The following is a 16,275-nucleotide window of genomic DNA, read 5'->3' on the forward strand; positions in this document are numbered from 1 at the left end:
ACCCGAGCTGTATTAAACACAGCCCGTCACAACACCAACCCTGCATTATGCATGGCTCGGCAGGCGTATCATGGTGGCGCACACCGATAGTGTGACACTACGCTTTTGATGCCTACCTCAGTAAGCAAGCACTTACCCGCATATCTAGTCGAGCAGGCAGTACTTTTATGCGCGCTGGGCCGCTTTAGAATAGTTCACCAAGAACGAAGCCATGTTCACGCTTTGGTTTAAGATCGCAGTACGGGCTTCGTGCGGTAAGCGAGAGAAATGCTCAAGCAGGCGATTCACGTCTTGCTTATACTGAACATCGTGCATTTCGACATCTTCATCACCGTAGACAAACCATACCAATGGGCGCTCAGTCAGCTCAGCAATGTTAGACAGCATACGAACACGCGGCTCTGTCTTGCCATTTTCGATATCCAAGTAGGTTTGGCGGGCCACATTAAGCAACTTAGCCATTTTTACTTGGGTGATGCCTTTCCACTCACGCGCTTCTTTGATGCGTTTTGCTACTTGGGTTTTAGAGTCAATCATTGCTTCCTCTCTATAACTGGTCGATGTTAGTCGTTATACCCTGAGTATGCACAATGTAGGCCAAGTTATTAGGCACTTATAAAGATCAAAAATATCAATCAGTTAAAACACAGAATGACGTTCTGTTTAATTTTCCAGACGCCATGCCTGAGATTAAATGCAAAATGATTTGCATTTTGCAACAAAACCTATGCAGATCGCATTTTTGTAGAAAGAGGACAGTAATTGATAAAAGATCAACCACGCTCCTGGTCAGAGCTGTTGGTGAACAATAAAGTTGTTAACAAAACCTCGAAGTTCCAACTCAATAGCAAATCTATGCCTAGCTGCGAAGGAATGCTGCGTCGTATTCCTTTACAAACCGGTTAGTGACCTATATTACTTCTACGCTAGATAACCACCCATATCAAAGCCGAACTCACTGTTTATAGCCCTTGGGATATCTTGTTCATTCAATTGCTTTTCCGAATAGCCATCGGAGGAATATCTTTCTAAACGATTGCCTCTTAGGAATCGAAACTCGTTGCCGACGATCATCGAGAATCGAAGGCTTTTTGAAAATGGATACTCAATACCTGATGTGTACCGAGATTTAATTTGATCCCGAATCGCAGCCTCACACTTTTGGGTCACATCGATTTCCATCTGCAAACATTCCTTGCCTTGTTTTTGATGGTATATACGAACCCAATTATCTGATACTTCAGAGCGATATCTCATTCCAAAACTTTCAAAGGAGATACTCCTCTCTGCTGGAATCAGTTTCAATGCTGGCCAACCGTTGCCGACATCTGCAAAGAATACTCGCTGATCAACAATAACCCGGACCAAGCGATGAATCTCTTTTCCACCTATGTATGCGCTGTGTAGATAAGCGTCAGCTCCAAGTTCATGGACATCATGCAGAAATGCAAGAGTTTTATCTGAACAGGTTCCTCCAGGAACTGGAGCGCGAGAAGGCTGACCATAAAGCAGATTTAGATTATGGAATGGTATTTTCTCGAAATGCTCAAGCATCAATCCTTCAATCTCACCAATCATCGATGTACTTCGCCTCTTACATCGATTGCTTTATCGAAGACCGGATAAGAGTGGAAATAACTATTTGCTGGGTCGAACTTAAAATGTTGCTTCCAGATGTCCTGTAGTTCATCTCTTTCACTTCGACCATTACGTTTAAGATATTTAACCACCATCCCTCTTATGCCCGAACCCACATCGCAAGACTTCTTTTTTCGAAGTAGGATTTCCGATGGTAAAAACCCTTCAAATGCTTCCCGGAGGGCAACTTTGTTCATCCCGTTACTGTACAAATCTTCATAGTGCAAGCGGTCACTTTGAGCCTTAACGTCTCTGTCTAAGAACGGGCAGCGGGGTTCAACACTATTGGCCATGCACGCCATATCGAGCCTCCGTAACTCTGTGAATGTCATATCACTTATTAACTGGTCACGAGTTTCTTTCCATGGTTCATTTTCTGAGAAGCTATGGTATCCCCCAAAAAGTTCATCTGCCCCTTCGCCAGTCAGAACAACTTTTACACCGACTTCGTTTGCAGCTCTTGCCAAAAGATAGGTCGCAAGTCCATTACTAATCACTGATGGGTTGTAGCTTTCAGTGAAGTAAACAATCTTGCTGATCAATTCAGGTAGCTCACCACGTTCTGGGAGAGGCACCTCGATAACATTCTTCAACTCTAAGAATTTAGACACGGCGTGGGCCGCGACTGAATCCGGAGTGCCGCTGCCTCCTAGCGTAAAATATAAAGTATCTTCCCTAAGCTTCGATGCAATGCTGGCGACTAATGAGCTATCCAGTCCACCACTCAAAAATACGGCAACTGGTTGATCATCCTTAGGCAGACGCTTACGTACGCTCTCTATCAGAGACTGCTTGATGCCTACGGAATTACATACAGAACCAAAGCTTTTAACTTGAATTACTTCACCAGTGATCAAATCAACTCTAGAAACACCCTTGGGCAATAGCTCAAACCAATCAATTGAATCGAAAGCCTTCAATTCACTGGATATAAAGACTTCACCCTCGGACTTTCCTACAAATAACGGCTTTTTACCCATCGAATCGCGAAGGCAAATAGCATGACGCCTATCGGGCTCAACTAACACCGCTGAATAGAAGCCATCCAGCTCTTCAATCACGTTCTCTTTAAGACGCATATAGAGCGGTAAAATAACGCTCGTATCACATTCATAACTACCGAGTTGGTATCGTCTTGCTAACTCACAAAAGTTGTATATTTCGCCATTTACCGCACTTAGCCAACCGTTAATTTCAGTGGGTTGATGCCCCTCTTCTGCCCTTCCGTTAATGGCTAATCGCTGAAAGCCAATTGCCAACTCTTTTTCTGAATAAATAACTTTTTCATCAGGTCCACGGTGCTGAACTCGCGCTAAGTATGTGGGAATCAAATGCTCGGCTTGCGAGCCTGCTAAAACGACTAGTCCGCACATCTATTTTTCTTCAGTTTGGACTGATGATTTACTGCATTGGCTCTCTATTACAGCTCTTTCTGCTCTAACTTGCATCAAAAGCTGCCCTAACCGATTTTGACCAGAACCATCACCTGGATCACCCCAGTATTCATCATTCTTAGTCAACTCAACTAACAAACGCGCACCTGTATTTCGCAACTTGTCTGCCAAATCAGGATGCTGTGAGAATTTCGTCCGTAAAGCGGTGAGCATAAAGCTGTCTCGCACCTTTACCCAATCGGTACGACCGAACTGTTCCAATAACTGATGGGCAATTGATTTCGCCAACATTGGGCTAGCCGCACAGCGAATCTGCTCTCTGTGTTTTTTCGACTGGAATTTCTGCGCTTGATAATAATGTTCTGTTGTCGGCCAAATCACACCGTCGATGAAGACAGGGTGTCTAGAAAAGTTAGAGAACTCTCCCCATGGCTGGTCAGAATGATAAAAGTGAATTGGCTTCTTGCTATCCCGCTCGGAAGCGAGTGGTAAATTGTGACCTAGCTTTTTATTCTTTGTATGCAAATACTCTCTGTTTTCTGGACGGATATTTGGGTGGGTATTTACAACTTGTGTTTTGATATCATGATCATTCAAGAATTTTCGCTTTCTTGGATTGTTAGAGACTAAACGTACTTCTTTGATATTGAGCTGTTTTAAAACAGACACTGCTTCAGCGTATGTACGTATGTCTTGCTCAAGCCCAAGATGCTCAAAAGCTTCCGCCGTATCAACTTGCTCTTCTTCCATCATACGAACAGCATTTATTTTTAGCGACAAGCCGTGCCCTCTGCCTTCCTGCTGCTGGTAAACGATCAAACCTCGACCTTCTGAGGCTATGTTTTTCATTGTTTCAATCAATTGATCTGCGCAGTCACAATCTAATGCGCCAAACACTTCCGACGCACGGCAAGATGAGTGCACTCTAAACAGTGGCTGGTCCCCTTGATGTGCTATATCTCCCATACAAATCACACTGTAATTATCACTGCTGGTATCGTACATACGAAACTCGCCCATCGGAGTAGGCAAGTTGCACCAATTATCAGTCTGTAATTTCACTTTGTATCTCCACTACTGCAACCTCTTCACAGGTGTTGGGTATTCGACTTTCACTTGCCCCACTGGAATAAGCATCGCTAGACTTGGTCATCCGCTCTAAAAAGCGGGTTACTTCATTCTTACTCAAATTACGAATTTCAGACTTAATGCCCTCAAAGGCTTTGAGAGAAAATTCTTGCTCGAGACAATCCGACAACACTTTCAACTCTTTATAAAAAGGGCCTTTTTCGATCGCTTGAGTCAACCCTGAAATGCGATAAAAATTTTGTTCTAAGAGCCGAATTCTGTTGTCCATGTGAAACATTGACGCTTTATAGATGCTCTCAATTTCATCGTTCGAGAAATTCAATCGATGCTCAGATTTATCACTTAAAAATTCGGTCAATCCTGCATAAAGGGCAGAGCCGACAATTTCACCTTGAACCTTTACTGGATTTACCGTCGGTTTCGCATAACTTCTTCCGACATGGTGGACAGGGAAAGCAACCGATTTTAGTGTCATCCTTTGATAATGCTTATTGATGATGGCCCAAATCATGTCAGAACGACGAGCCTCTTTCCCATTGAGCTTTGGTATCACGTTAGGGGTTCGCAACAAAGCCTCAGGATTGAGAATAAACGTGCAACCCCCTCGGTTCACAGAGTCTTTGGCTTCGTTTAATGGATTTCGGCATTGAGGTGCAGTTATTGAACGGGTTAATGGCGCACCATTCAAAATACCCAACGCACCTGCGAATAAACGAGCACGTGCTTCCTTAACAGTTTCAAATGGATAGCTAGGCTCAAGCCATAGTGGTGTTTCTAAATGAGCGGTGTGCTTGCGAGATAGATCATAGTAGTAGTCTGGGTACTTACTTCGTATAGCATCATTGTCTCTAGTTCGGTCTGGTAATACAGAATATTCCGGCAACTCTGCTAACCAAGCCGCATTGTGAACTAAGTCCATGAGTTGAACACGTAGACCGTTTAATGGCGGGTTGGGGGATGAACCTTCATATGCACCGAAAAGCACATCGACATTCTGCTCTCGAAACGCAGGCAACCAACCAATATAGTCTCGAGCCCGTTCATCAATACGCATATCATCATCAAGTAACCAGCCAATTGAATTTGGCGATTTAGCAAGTTCACTACCTAGGTAGCGTTGCAGCATGGTTCGCGCTAGCGCAATGCCTACTTGGCCTGCAGGCCGGTTTTGGATTTCTAATCCAAAGTACCTAGATTTAGCATCTGCGATCTGAGCCTCTTCTGAAATTAAGCGGACTTCTAGCCAACTTCCTATTGCATCAGTCTTCAGTTTCACAAACTGTGCTACATCACAACCGTTACATAGAACAATTACGGAAAGCGATGTAAGACTTGGGTGGTCACGCAAAACACTAAGACTATTCAACAGGGGCATGAGCATAATTGGGTCGGCAGAAATGATACCTACAACGAGCTTAAAGGGGTGGTGCTGAGGCCCCGCTTCGAGCGCAAATTCAGCGTGCTTAAGTATGTTGACGGGGTAGTCTAGCTTCGCACGAAAAACCTCGAAACCAACTAACTCTGGCATGTTGGGTTCAGTAAGCGATCTGCGCATCAGATTTTTTAAATCTTCACGATGGCTATAGTGACAAGATAAGTACGCACGCCTTGCCATATGCTCAAACCCCAGAGCATTCCAAGGGCGAATATCCGAGCCATAATCAATTAGCTTAGCTTCTGATTCTGTGACAATCAGGTTTTTGGGGTGAACATTGTTGCAGACAATCCCTGCTCGGGTACATCCATTGACGAGATCAATAATGCGCTGTTCATGTCCACCGTCATAAATTGAGCTCTTTTCATATGGGTAGGTAATAAGAACCCATGCGCCATCTCTGATGACCTGCTTCAGAGGGTATATCCCTGGTATACTTACCCAGTTTGGTCCGTGATCTTGTAAGAATTCGAACTGCGCTTTTGGTGTTCGTGTTTTCCAGTAGTCGATGCACTTATAAACAGTCGTACCATCTGTAAATACAATGGCTTCGGAACCCGAACCTAACAGCCTCAAACCTTTTGTCTGGAAAAGAAGGTTCACTCGATGTTCGGCAGAAACCACACGCTGATGGTATACATCATCTTTGATCGCGGATGAATTGCCTTGCAGCAGACCTACTTTTTGAAAGTCTGTGTTCTCAGAAACTTTTGCCCCGCAATGAACTAAGTATGATTCTGTATCATTGAATGTGTCTAAGTGTACTTCAGAAAATTTGTCTATTAACCATATGGTGCTTCCTGGCCGAAATGCTGACACTTGGCAAGCGTAGTCATCCAAAACTTCGACCTGCCTTATTGGAAAGCAGCCAACCCCTAGGTTTCTCAGAGCATCTACAAACATTTCATGTACTGAACTTTCTGGCTCAGACTGAAAAACAACATCTAAGCCAACAAGATCAATCTTTCGAAAATTCTGAAAAAACGCGACCAGCCTGTTCAACAGATTCAGGCTTAACTCGGCGTAAATTCCGAGGACAATAGCTTTATTAGTCGCCTGAGGCTCAGCCGTAACACCCTCAATCAAAGGCGCTTTCCAACCAAACAATTCGTAAGCACGCTGCTTGAATCTTTGGGCCTCTAAAGTATTCATCCGAGTGTGGTATTTGTTCCAGAAAGCAGACAGGCCACTTAGCTTTGCATCACTCCCGAAAGTGCTTAATCGGGGTCTATTGGATTCGGCATAGTGATTAACTAAAAACTGTGAAAGAGATTGGTAACGTACGGATCCCATTTCAGCTAAGCGAATACACAGGTCGCGATCTGTCGAGCTGGTCAGGGATTCATCAAAGCCGCCTGCTTTTAGAAACGTGCTTAACCGCAGAAACAGATTTGAACCTTGAATACCTGGGTTACCCGTTAGGAACAATGAGCATTTTAGAACATCAGGTGCTGGGTTCTGAAAAGCAACATTCGACTGGCTTTCAATGCGATTGATTCCACAAGCTACCATATCTAAAGAATGCGCTCGCAACGAGCCCATGCATTGTTCAAGGTAACTTGGCTGCCAAGAGTCGTCATCGTCCAAAAACGCCAACACCACATCTTCTACATGTTCGACTTGTGAAGCTAAGTAATGCACTGCGCTATTCCAACAACCACTGGCTCCAAGGGTGTGGTTGCTTTCTATGTAGGAAATACTGCAGTTCGGGATCTCAATATTGTGAGTGACGTTTCGGTTTAACCCGCGAATCGAACAGTCTGAATCGTCACAGATAACTAAAAAGTCGGGGTTCTTAGATTGTTCTTGAATCGAAGGTAACGATCGTTCAGCCAATAGCTGATAACGATTTTTTGTGGCCACGATTACTGCTAACTTCAAAAGTGATGCCAACTTGCCCTGTTCCTATATTATTGCTTATGCTGGTATTGCGGCACTCAGGTTAAGCATCTATTTAACATTGCTAACTGCCAACCAAATAAATTCCTATAGATCCACTGAAAATTAAGTGTTGTAAAAGGGCGAAGGCAATTCTGGATAAGCCCGATATATGTGAAGAAACACTTTTTCTGTGATATCTGAAATCTCATCCTCTTGATATTGCTCAACAGGTAACCCTGTTCTTTCATCGTAAAGAAAATCAAATATCTGCTGCTTCACCGCGTCGCGCGTCGATTCTTTCTGCTGCCAGTTCGCAACTTTCAGCCGCTCTGCCGAGGGTGTTCAATATTCTGTGTCAGCCAATTTTCATAGGTCTATGTGATCATCCAGTCGGCCATTCGAAATGAATGGTCAGCTGCGATAGCGTCAGGTTCCAGTTCTGCACTGGGTGAGACCAACGGTCAGACGCCTTTAACATACCTGCGTAGAGTAGCTTGAGCAAGCTGTTCTCATTGGCAAAACCGCCTTTGGTTTTAGTCAATTTGCGGAACTGGCGGTGCACGGCCTCAACGGCGTTCGTCGTATAGATGGCGGTACGCACGTATTCCGGGTATTTGAAGTAAGCAAAGAGCGTGGGCCATTTATTGCGCCAGGACTTAATCACGATGGGGTATTTGTCACCCCACTTGGCTTCTAAGTCATCTAGCGCACTCTCTGCGGCAGATAACGTCACGGCTTTGTACACGCACTTCAAGTCGGCCATAAAGGCTTTTTGGTGCTTACTAGCCACGTATTTCATTGAGTGGCGAATTTGATGAATAATGCAGTGTTGTACTTCCGTCTTCGGATAGATACTTTCAATCGCTTCAGGGAAGCCCTTAAGGCCATCAACGCATGCAATAAGGATATCTTGTACACCACGGTTGTGCAGGTCGGTCAGCACGCTGAGCCAGTGATGGTCACCTTCAGACTCTGACAGGTAAAGGCCCAGCAGCTCTTTTTTCCCCTCAACGTTGAGGCCGAGAATGGTGTACACCGCCTTAGTGATAAAGCGGCCGTTCTCTTTGATTTTATAGTGAATGGCATCGAGCCAGACAATCGGATAGACCGCGTCTAATCGCCGCTCACGCCAAGCCTGAAGCTCAGGCAATAGCTTATCCGTTACGGCATTGATGGTACCGTTAGAGACATGAATACCGTACAAGTCTTCGATGTGCATACGGATATCTTGGTAACTGGTACCCAGCGAAAACAGCGCAAGGATTTTACGCTCCAACTCATCGGTTAAATGCGTTTGATGCTTTTTCACTAATTGCGGCTCGAACGAGCCTGCTCGGTCGCGTGGTGTACTGAGTTCAAAGCTGCCAGCCGGGCTCTTAACGGACTTTGATTTAGAGCCGTTCTTACGGTTAGGCTGCTTTTCATCAGCGAGATGTTCATCAAGCTCAGCTTGCATGGCTGTTTCAGTGAGCTGCTTGATGAGGGGTGTCAAATACCATCTTTGCCGGTGAGGTCTTTACCTTCACGCAAAGCTTGCAAGGCGGCATCCATATCGAATGTTGGTTTAGTCATGTGTCATCTCTTTTTGATACAGTCTAACGAAATGACACAGAATTCTGAACACTACCGTCAGGCCAGCACCTTGGCCGCGGCCTTCTTTAATCCAGCGCTTATTCTTTGCTTCGGAATTCCAGTATTGCTTCCTGCTCATACTAGATTGCCACCTGAACTGACTTACAATGTAAGGTAGCTCAGATGGCAAAAGTTAACAACTTTATTGTTCACTGACAAGAGCGTGGTGATTATTGGGCAGGATTACTCAACCGTCACCGCTTTGGCGAGGTTTCGGGGCTGGTCAACGTCAGTGCCCTTAATTAAGGCTACATGATAAGACAATTGCTGCATCGGCACCGTGTAGAACACGGGGGCGATAATCTCATCAGCATGCGGCATCGCGATAATATTCATTCCCTCCTCGGGTGTGAACCCCGCATCTTGGTCGGCAAACACATAGAGCTGGCCACCGCGGGCACGCACTTCTTCAATGTTTGATTTCAGCTTTTCCAGCAGCTCGTTATTGGGGGCAATCACAATCACTGGCATATCCGCATCAATCAGCGCCAATGGGCCATGTTTAAGCTCACCCGCCGCATAGGCTTCCGCATGAATATACGAGATCTCTTTTAGCTTGAGCGCGGCTTCAACGGCAATCGGGTAATATTCACCACGCCCAAGGAAGAGCGCATGATGTTTGTCCGCGAAATCCTGAGCAAGCTGTTCGATTGCTTTATCAAACGTCAGGGCTTGCTCAATGCTAGAAGGCAGATGGTGTAAGGCATCAACAATCTCACGTTCTTTATCACGATGAATCGACCCTTGCATTTTGCCCAGCGCGGTGACCAGCATCAGCAGCGCAGACAGCTGGGTGGTAAAGGCCTTGGTCGATGCCACGCCTATTTCTGTCCCTGCTCGGGTCATAAAGGCGAGATCCGACTCTCGTACCAATGAGGAGCCCGCAACGTTACAAATCGCCATAGTCGCCATATAACCACGCTCCTTGGCTAAGCGCAGCGCCGCCAGCGTATCGGCCGTTTCGCCAGACTGTGACAAGGTGATCAGCACGCTATTTGGGCGAGTGACGAACTGGCGATAGCGAAACTCCGAGGCAATCTCCACATCACAACTGACCCCTGCCAGCGACTCAAACCAATAACGCGCCACCATGCCCGCATTATACGAGGTGCCACAAGCGATAATTTGAATGTGCTGCGCTTTGGCGAGGATATCACTAGCCCCATTGCCAATTGCCTCGACAATCACATGATCGCTGCCCAAGCGGCCTTCCATGGTATTGGTGAGTGCCGTTGGCTGCTCATAAATCTCTTTTTGCATATAGTGGCGATATTGGCCTTTGTCCGCCGCATCGTATTGAGCACTGGCTTCATGCACCTCACGTTCCACCGGTGTGCCTTCTTGATTATAAATGGTCACTTCGCGGCGAGAGATATCGGCCACATCGCCTTCTTCGAGATAGATGAAACGACGCGTGACATTGAGCAGCGCCAACTGATCAGAGGCGAGAAAGTTTTCGCCAATCCCCAAACCAATCACTAGTGGGCTTCCCGAACGCGCAGCAATCAAGCGCTCAGGCTGAGTTTTATCCATCACCACAGTACCGTAAGCGCCCTCGAGCTGGGTGACTGTACGTTGGAATGCTTCGAGCAAATCAGAGGTTTGCTTAAGCTCCCAATCAACCAAATGCGCAATCACTTCAGTATCGGTTTGTGAGTGGAATTGATAGCCTCGCGCTTGCAGCTGTTCACGCAGCATTTGGTGGTTTTCAATAATGCCATTGTGTACCACTGCAATCGTCTCGCCAGACATATGTGGGTGGGCATTCACTTCACTGGGCTCGCCATGGGTGGCCCAACGTGTGTGTGCGATACCGGTACCACCGGTAGGATTCGTCTCGGTCACCGCATCTGACAACGCGGCCACTTTACCAAGACGACGCACACGTGTGAGCTGCCCGGTTGCCGAATCAGTGATCGCGACCCCGGCCGAGTCATAACCGCGATACTCAAGGCGACGCAGCCCCTCTACTAAAATCTCGGCGACATCACGCTGCGCGACCGCCCCTACAATTCCACACATAGTCTTTCCTTACTGGTCTTATTACTGGTCAGCACAGATCACATCTGTGCCGGTTTGTTCTATGGCGTGTTTAAGATCATCGTCAAGCGAACTGTCGGTGATCAGGGTATCGATGCTTGACCACGCAAGCTCTAGATTGGGGATCCGACGGCCAATTTTTTCCGACTCAATCATCACCACCACTTCTCGTGCGACCTCCGCCATCACCCGCGTCAGGCCCGTCATTTCGTTAAAGGTCGTGGTACCCCGTGCCACATCAATGCCATCGGCACCGACAAAAAGCTGATCAAAGTCGTACGCTCGCAAGGTTTGTTCGGCCACTTGGCCTTGAAACGATTCAGAATGGGTGTCCCAGGTACCCCCAGTCATCAATAGCGTTGGCTCATGTTCCAGTTCACGTATCGCGTTGGCGACCTGTAGCGAGTTGGTCATTACCACAAGACCACGCTTCTTATTCAGTAAAGGGATCAAAGCGGCCGTGGTGGTACCACTGTCGACCACAATCCGGTTATGGTCACGAATGCGCGCAGCGGCCGCATCGGCAATACTTTGCTTTTGTTTCGATACCTTGACCGCCTGCTCCGACACCATTTCTTGTGGCACGGGGACTGCACCGCCATAACGGCGCAGTAACAAGCCATTCTTCTCAAGCTCCGCCAAGTCTTTACGGATCGTCACTTCTGAGGTTTCAAAGCGTTGCGAGAGTGCATCAACACTCACTTGGCCTTGCTCGGTCAATAAACTGACGATGGTATGGCGACGTTGTTGGGTATTTCGTTTCGACATATAACAACCAAAGTTTCGATTCGAAACTTATGGTAGAGCAAACAAAACAAAGATCAAGATAACGCGGCTAAAAGTGTGGCAAAACAAAGAAGAGGAGGGTTCAGCGTAGGGCAATAACGAAAAAAGCCCACCAGCAAATGCTGATGGGCTTGATATGGTGCGGAAGGAGAGACTTGAACTCTCACACCTTGCGGCGCCAGAACCTAAATCTGGTGCGTCTACCAATTCCGCCACTTCCGCAAATTTGTATGATAGATCGGCGGGCGGGCGGGCCGAGTATCAATTGTCTTGGTGCGGGGGGAGGGACTTGAACCCTCACGTCCTTTCGGACACTAGCACCTGAAGCTAGCGCGTCTACCAATTCCGCCACCGCCGCAAATCGGTGCGATTTACTGCGTTAGCAACAAATCGGAATAATGGTGGCTACGACGGGATTCGAACCTGTGACCCCATCATTATGAGTGATGTGCTCTAACCAACTGAGCTACGTAGCCAACCTAAAGTGGCTGGGGTACCAGGATTCGAACCTGGGAATGACGAGATCAAAACCCGTTGCCTTACCGCTTGGCGATACCCCAATTTTCATGCCGCTAAATGCCACATGTTTAAATAATGGTGCGGAAGGAGAGACTTGAACTCTCACACCTTGCGGCGCCAGAACCTAAATCTGGTGCGTCTACCAATTCCGCCACTTCCGCATTCCAAGTTGTTCATCTGACTTCATGGTAGCTGAAGAAAGATGGCGCGTCCGGGAGGATTCGAACCTCCGACCGCCTGGTTCGTAGCCAGGTACTCTATCCAGCTGAGCTACGGACGCGTTGGCTGGGGTACCAGGATTCGAACCTGGGAATGACGAGATCAAAACCCGTTGCCTTACCGCTTGGCGATACCCCAACTGAGGCGCGCATAATAGGCTGGTTTTTATCGGGAGTCAATACCTGATTTTACCAACCGCACAACTTTTCGCCTTTCAAGCTAAAAAGCCGCCTGTGCGCGCTCAACCATAAGTATTCTACTTTTTTTTCGGCCGTTGCCAAGCCTCAATTGTCCTTGGTTTAGCACGAGTGATGATAAGTTGACCATCGGCGACATCTTTGCTGATGGTGCTGCCAGCCCCAACGGTCACCCCTTCGCCGATCACCACAGGTGCCACCAGCTGAGAGTCCGAACCAATAAAGGCGTTATCTTTAATCACGGTTTTATGTTTATTGGCACCATCGTAATTACAGGTGATCACGCCGGCACCAATGTTCACGCCGCGGCCAACCTCGGTATCACCCAGGTAAGTCAGATGATTGGCTTTCGAGCCTTCGCCTAAGCGAGACTTTTTCATCTCGACAAAGTTGCCCACGTGGGCATCGCGCGCCATCTCGGCGCCCGGACGCAGCCGTGTGAACGGACCAACGGTACAATCCTCACCGACGCTAGCCCCTTCTATCACGCTATACGGACGTACCAATGTATTATCATCAACCTCACAATCAATCAGTACGCTCCCGGCCCCGATGGTCACGTTATCCCCTAAGGTGACATTGCCTTCTATGATCACGTTAGCGTCGATGGTGACATCCTGCCCGCATTGCAGCTGGCCACGCAAGTCAAAACGCGCAGGGTCTATGAGCATCACACCACTGAGTAATAGCTGTTCAGCCTGCATTTTTTGGTATTCGCGCTCAAGGCGTGAAAGCTGCAGGCGGTTATTCACCCCTTCCACTTCCACCGCACTCACAGGATGGACGGCTTGAATCGAGCGGCCTTGTTGATGTGCCAGCGCAATCACATCGGTGAGATAAAACTCGCCTTGCGCGTTGTGGTTATCAAGTTGCGATAACCAATGCCGCAAGTCACGTCCGGTGGCCACCAGCACACCGGTATTAATTTCAGTGATGGCAAGCTGGCTGTCAGTCGCGTCTTTTTGCTCAACAATCGCCACCACTTCCCCGTTTTCACGGACAATACGGCCGTAGCCAGTCGGATCGTCCTGATGCACAGTTAATAGACCAATCCCACCTTCAGGCTGCCCTTCGAGCAAACGCGAGAGGGTTTGCTCTGAAATCAAAGGGACATCGCCGTAGAGCACCAATACTTGCTCATCATCCGCGAAGTGCGGCGCCGCTTGTTGCACGGCATGGCCGGTGCCCAATTGATCCGCTTGCAAGCACCAGTTCACCGGTGAGTGCGCTAAAACGCGCTGCATAGTGTCGCCACCATGGCCATAAACCAAATGGATTTGCGAAGCGCCGAGGCCGTGGCAAGTGTCAATAACGTGCTCAACCATAGGCTTACCCGCCAAGGTATGAAGCACCTTAGGGGTTTGTGAATACATGCGCGTGCCCTTACCGGCCGCGAGAATAACTGCACTGTATTGCATAGTTTTTCCGTGATAAAAGAGAAGTTTGTCTATTAAGTTGCCCTTAGTGTAACGCGTTTTAGGTGTCGCGCGAATCGCAGACTACAAGGTGGTCTTTGCAGGCAATAAAAAAGCGACGCCGAAGCGTCGCTTTTATTCTCACCGTAAGTGCCTGATTAACGCTTGTGCTTGGTCAGCTCGATCACTCGAAGCTTCGCAATCGCCTTAGCCAGGTCACTGGCCGCTTGAGCAAAGTCGACGTCTTTATGCTGATTGTGGATTTTATCCTCAGCGCGGCGCTTCGCTTCTTCCGCCTTAGCTTGGTCCAGTTCTTCACCACGAATTGCGGTGTCAGCCAGCACAGTCACTGTGCCAGGCTGCACTTCAAGCGTGCCACCAGAAAGATAAATAATCTCTTCGCTACCGCCTTGTTTGACGATGCGAACCATGCCAGGCGTGATAGCGGTCAGCAGCGGTGTGTGTCCTGCGTGAATACCCAGTTCACCTTCGCTACCGGTCACCTGAATATGCTCAGCACGACCAGAGAACAATTGTCGCTCTGCACTGACCACATCCAGATGGAAGGTTATCGCTGCCATATCGCCTCCTACTCAAGCCTTACAGGTTTTTCGCTTTTTCGAGCACTTCTTCGATGCTACCGCAGTACAGGAATGCCTGCTCTGGGATGTCATCGTACTCACCACTGAGCAGGCCTTTGAAGCTTGCAATGGTATCTTTTAGCGAAACATAAACACCTGGCTGGCCGGTGAAGACTTCGGCGACGTGGTAAGGCTGCGTCAAGAAACGCTCAATCTTACGTGCACGTGCAACCGTCAGCTTATCTTCTTCAGACAGCTCATCCATACCTAGGATAGCAATGATGTCTTTCAGCTCTTTATAGCGCTGAAGGACAGACTGCACGCCACGAGCCACGTCATAATGGTCTTGACCAACCACCAATGGGTCCAACATACGTGAGGTTGAATCCAGTGGGTCAATCGCCGGGTACATACCCATCGACGCGATGTTACGCGACAATACAACCGTTGCATCCAAGTGGGCAAAGGTGGTGGCGGGTGACGGGTCAGTCAAGTCATCCGCAGGAACGTAAACCGCCTGTACCGAGGTGATAGAACCGGTACGGGTTGAGGTAATACGCTCTTGCAGCACACCCATCTCTTCAGCCAGTGTTGGCTGGTAACCTACTGCCGATGGCATACGACCCAACAGGGCAGATACTTCGGTACCGGCAAGGGTGTAACGATAGATGTTATCGATGAACAGCAGTACATCACGGCCATCATCACGGAATTTTTCCGCCATGGTTAGGCCAGTCAGTGCGACACGCAGGCGGTTACCTGGTGGCTCGTTCATCTGACCATAGACCATGGCCACTTTTGACTCTTCGGGATTCTCAATGTTTACAACACCGGCTTCCTGCATTTCGTAGTAGAAGTCGTTACCCTCACGAGTACGCTCACCGACACCAGCGAATACAGACAGACCTGAGTGTTGCAGTGCGATGTTGTTGATAAGCTCCATCATGTTAACGGTCTTACCGACACCCGCACCGCCAAACAGACCGATTTTACCGCCTTTGGCAAACGGACAGATAAGGTCGATAACCTTAACGCCGGTTTCCAAAAGCTCGGTCGCGCTCGACTGATCTTCATAGCTTGGCGCTTCACGGTGGATAGAGTAACGCTCTTTCTCACCGAGATCGCCACGCTCATCAATCGCGTCACCCAAGACGTTGACGATACGCCCCAGCGTGGCTTCACCCACAGGGACTTCGATTGCTTTACCTGTATTTTCTACTTCGATTCCACGACGCAGACCATCAGATGAGCCCATTGCGATGGCACGGATAACGCCACCACCAAGCTGCTGCTGAACTTCCAGCACCAGACGCTCGCCTTCACGTTTCACATTCAACGCATCGTATACCTTAGGTACGGCGTCTTGTGGAAACTCTACGTCGACTACCGCACCGATGATCTGAACGATCTTACCTGTAGCCATCGTTATTCCTCTAAACTAGTTCGTTA

Annotated in this window: 10 protein-coding genes, 7 tRNA genes and 1 pseudogene; all 18 read right to left on the bottom strand. The window is 48.0% G+C overall.

Annotated elements, in window-relative coordinates; translation table 11 throughout:
* Positions 1-165: 165 nt before the first annotated feature.
* Positions 166-537: a helix-turn-helix transcriptional regulator gene (locus BZG20_RS13735; protein ID WP_021022741.1), complete on the bottom strand. Its 372-nt coding sequence runs from the start codon at positions 535-537 to the stop codon at positions 166-168.
* A 384-nt stretch (positions 538-921) separates the two neighbouring features.
* Complete coding sequence (locus BZG20_RS13740) at positions 922-1,578, bottom strand: arylamine N-acetyltransferase (protein WP_077579383.1); 657 nt, start codon at positions 1,576-1,578, stop codon at positions 922-924.
* Positions 1,575-3,011: an asparagine synthase-related protein gene (locus BZG20_RS13745; RefSeq protein WP_077579384.1), complete on the bottom strand. Its 1,437-nt coding sequence runs from the start codon at positions 3,009-3,011 to the stop codon at positions 1,575-1,577. Before BZG20_RS13745 ends, BZG20_RS13740 begins: the two co-directional genes overlap by 4 nt.
* Positions 3,012-4,094, bottom strand: coding sequence for a GTP cyclohydrolase II RibA (gene ribA, locus BZG20_RS13750; protein ID WP_077579385.1), 1,083 nt, complete (start codon positions 4,092-4,094; stop codon positions 3,012-3,014).
* The gene (locus tag BZG20_RS13755) at positions 4,078-7,449 is read right to left on the bottom strand and encodes a glycosyltransferase family A protein (RefSeq protein WP_077579386.1); all 3,372 of its coding nucleotides are present in this window, start codon (positions 7,447-7,449) and stop codon (positions 4,078-4,080) included. Before BZG20_RS13755 ends, ribA begins: the two co-directional genes overlap by 17 nt.
* Before the next feature lie 354 nt (positions 7,450-7,803).
* A pseudogene (locus BZG20_RS13765) lies at positions 7,804-9,009 on the bottom strand (IS256 family transposase).
* Between the two features lie 243 nt (positions 9,010-9,252).
* Complete coding sequence (gene glmS / locus BZG20_RS13770; RefSeq protein WP_077579387.1) at positions 9,253-11,091, bottom strand: glutamine--fructose-6-phosphate transaminase (isomerizing); 1,839 nt, start codon at positions 11,089-11,091, stop codon at positions 9,253-9,255.
* A 21-nt stretch (positions 11,092-11,112) separates the two neighbouring features.
* Positions 11,113-11,877 (bottom strand): DeoR family transcriptional regulator, encoded by a 765-nt coding sequence (locus tag BZG20_RS13775; RefSeq protein WP_077579388.1) that lies wholly within the window; start codon positions 11,875-11,877, stop codon positions 11,113-11,115.
* A 155-nt stretch (positions 11,878-12,032) separates the two neighbouring features.
* Positions 12,033-12,117, bottom strand: a tRNA-Leu gene (locus BZG20_RS13780).
* Between the two features lie 49 nt (positions 12,118-12,166).
* A tRNA-Leu gene (locus BZG20_RS13785) sits at positions 12,167-12,253 on the bottom strand.
* A gap of 41 nt (positions 12,254-12,294) precedes the next feature.
* Positions 12,295-12,371, bottom strand: a tRNA-Met gene (locus tag BZG20_RS13790).
* A 9-nt stretch (positions 12,372-12,380) separates the two neighbouring features.
* Positions 12,381-12,455 (bottom strand) — tRNA-Gln (locus BZG20_RS13795).
* Positions 12,456-12,490: 35 nt separating this feature from the next.
* Positions 12,491-12,575: transfer RNA gene (locus BZG20_RS13800), tRNA-Leu, on the bottom strand.
* 42 nt (positions 12,576-12,617) lie between these two features.
* Positions 12,618-12,694: transfer RNA gene (locus BZG20_RS13805), tRNA-Arg, on the bottom strand.
* Positions 12,695-12,696: 2 nt separating this feature from the next.
* Positions 12,697-12,771 (bottom strand) — tRNA-Gln (locus BZG20_RS13810).
* Positions 12,772-12,889: 118 nt separating this feature from the next.
* A complete protein-coding gene (gene glmU / locus BZG20_RS13815; RefSeq protein ID WP_077579389.1) occupies positions 12,890-14,248 on the bottom strand; it encodes a bifunctional UDP-N-acetylglucosamine diphosphorylase/glucosamine-1-phosphate N-acetyltransferase GlmU in 1,359 nt (452 codons plus the stop codon).
* A 155-nt stretch (positions 14,249-14,403) separates the two neighbouring features.
* The gene (locus BZG20_RS13820; protein ID WP_046074864.1) at positions 14,404-14,826 is read right to left on the bottom strand and encodes a F0F1 ATP synthase subunit epsilon; all 423 of its coding nucleotides are present in this window, start codon (positions 14,824-14,826) and stop codon (positions 14,404-14,406) included.
* Positions 14,827-14,845: 19 nt separating this feature from the next.
* Entirely contained in the window at positions 14,846-16,249 is a 1,404-nt protein-coding gene (gene atpD / locus BZG20_RS13825; protein WP_046074863.1) for a F0F1 ATP synthase subunit beta, read from the bottom strand.
* Positions 16,250-16,275: the final 26 nt, after the last annotated feature.

Origin of the sequence: Salinivibrio sp. IB868 (assembly GCF_001995655.1) — a bacterium.
Taxonomy (GTDB): domain Bacteria; phylum Pseudomonadota; class Gammaproteobacteria; order Enterobacterales; family Vibrionaceae; genus Salinivibrio; species Salinivibrio siamensis.

Coding starts and splice junctions, on each gene's coding strand:
- BZG20_RS13735 (WP_021022741.1), bottom strand. CDS start 537: ATGATTGACTCTAAAACCCAAGTAGCAAAACGCATCAAAGAAGCGCGT.
- BZG20_RS13740 (WP_077579383.1), bottom strand. CDS start 1,578: ATGATTGGTGAGATTGAAGGATTGATGCTTGAGCATTTCGAGAAAATA.
- BZG20_RS13745 (WP_077579384.1), bottom strand. CDS start 3,011: ATGTGCGGACTAGTCGTTTTAGCAGGCTCGCAAGCCGAGCATTTGATT.
- glmS (WP_077579387.1), bottom strand. CDS start 11,091: ATGTGTGGAATTGTAGGGGCGGTCGCGCAGCGTGATGTCGCCGAGATT.
- BZG20_RS13775 (WP_077579388.1), bottom strand. CDS start 11,877: ATGTCGAAACGAAATACCCAACAACGTCGCCATACCATCGTCAGTTTA.
- glmU (WP_077579389.1), bottom strand. CDS start 14,248: ATGCAATACAGTGCAGTTATTCTCGCGGCCGGTAAGGGCACGCGCATG.
- BZG20_RS13820 (WP_046074864.1), bottom strand. CDS start 14,826: ATGGCAGCGATAACCTTCCATCTGGATGTGGTCAGTGCAGAGCGACAA.
- atpD (WP_046074863.1), bottom strand. CDS start 16,249: ATGGCTACAGGTAAGATCGTTCAGATCATCGGTGCGGTAGTCGACGTA.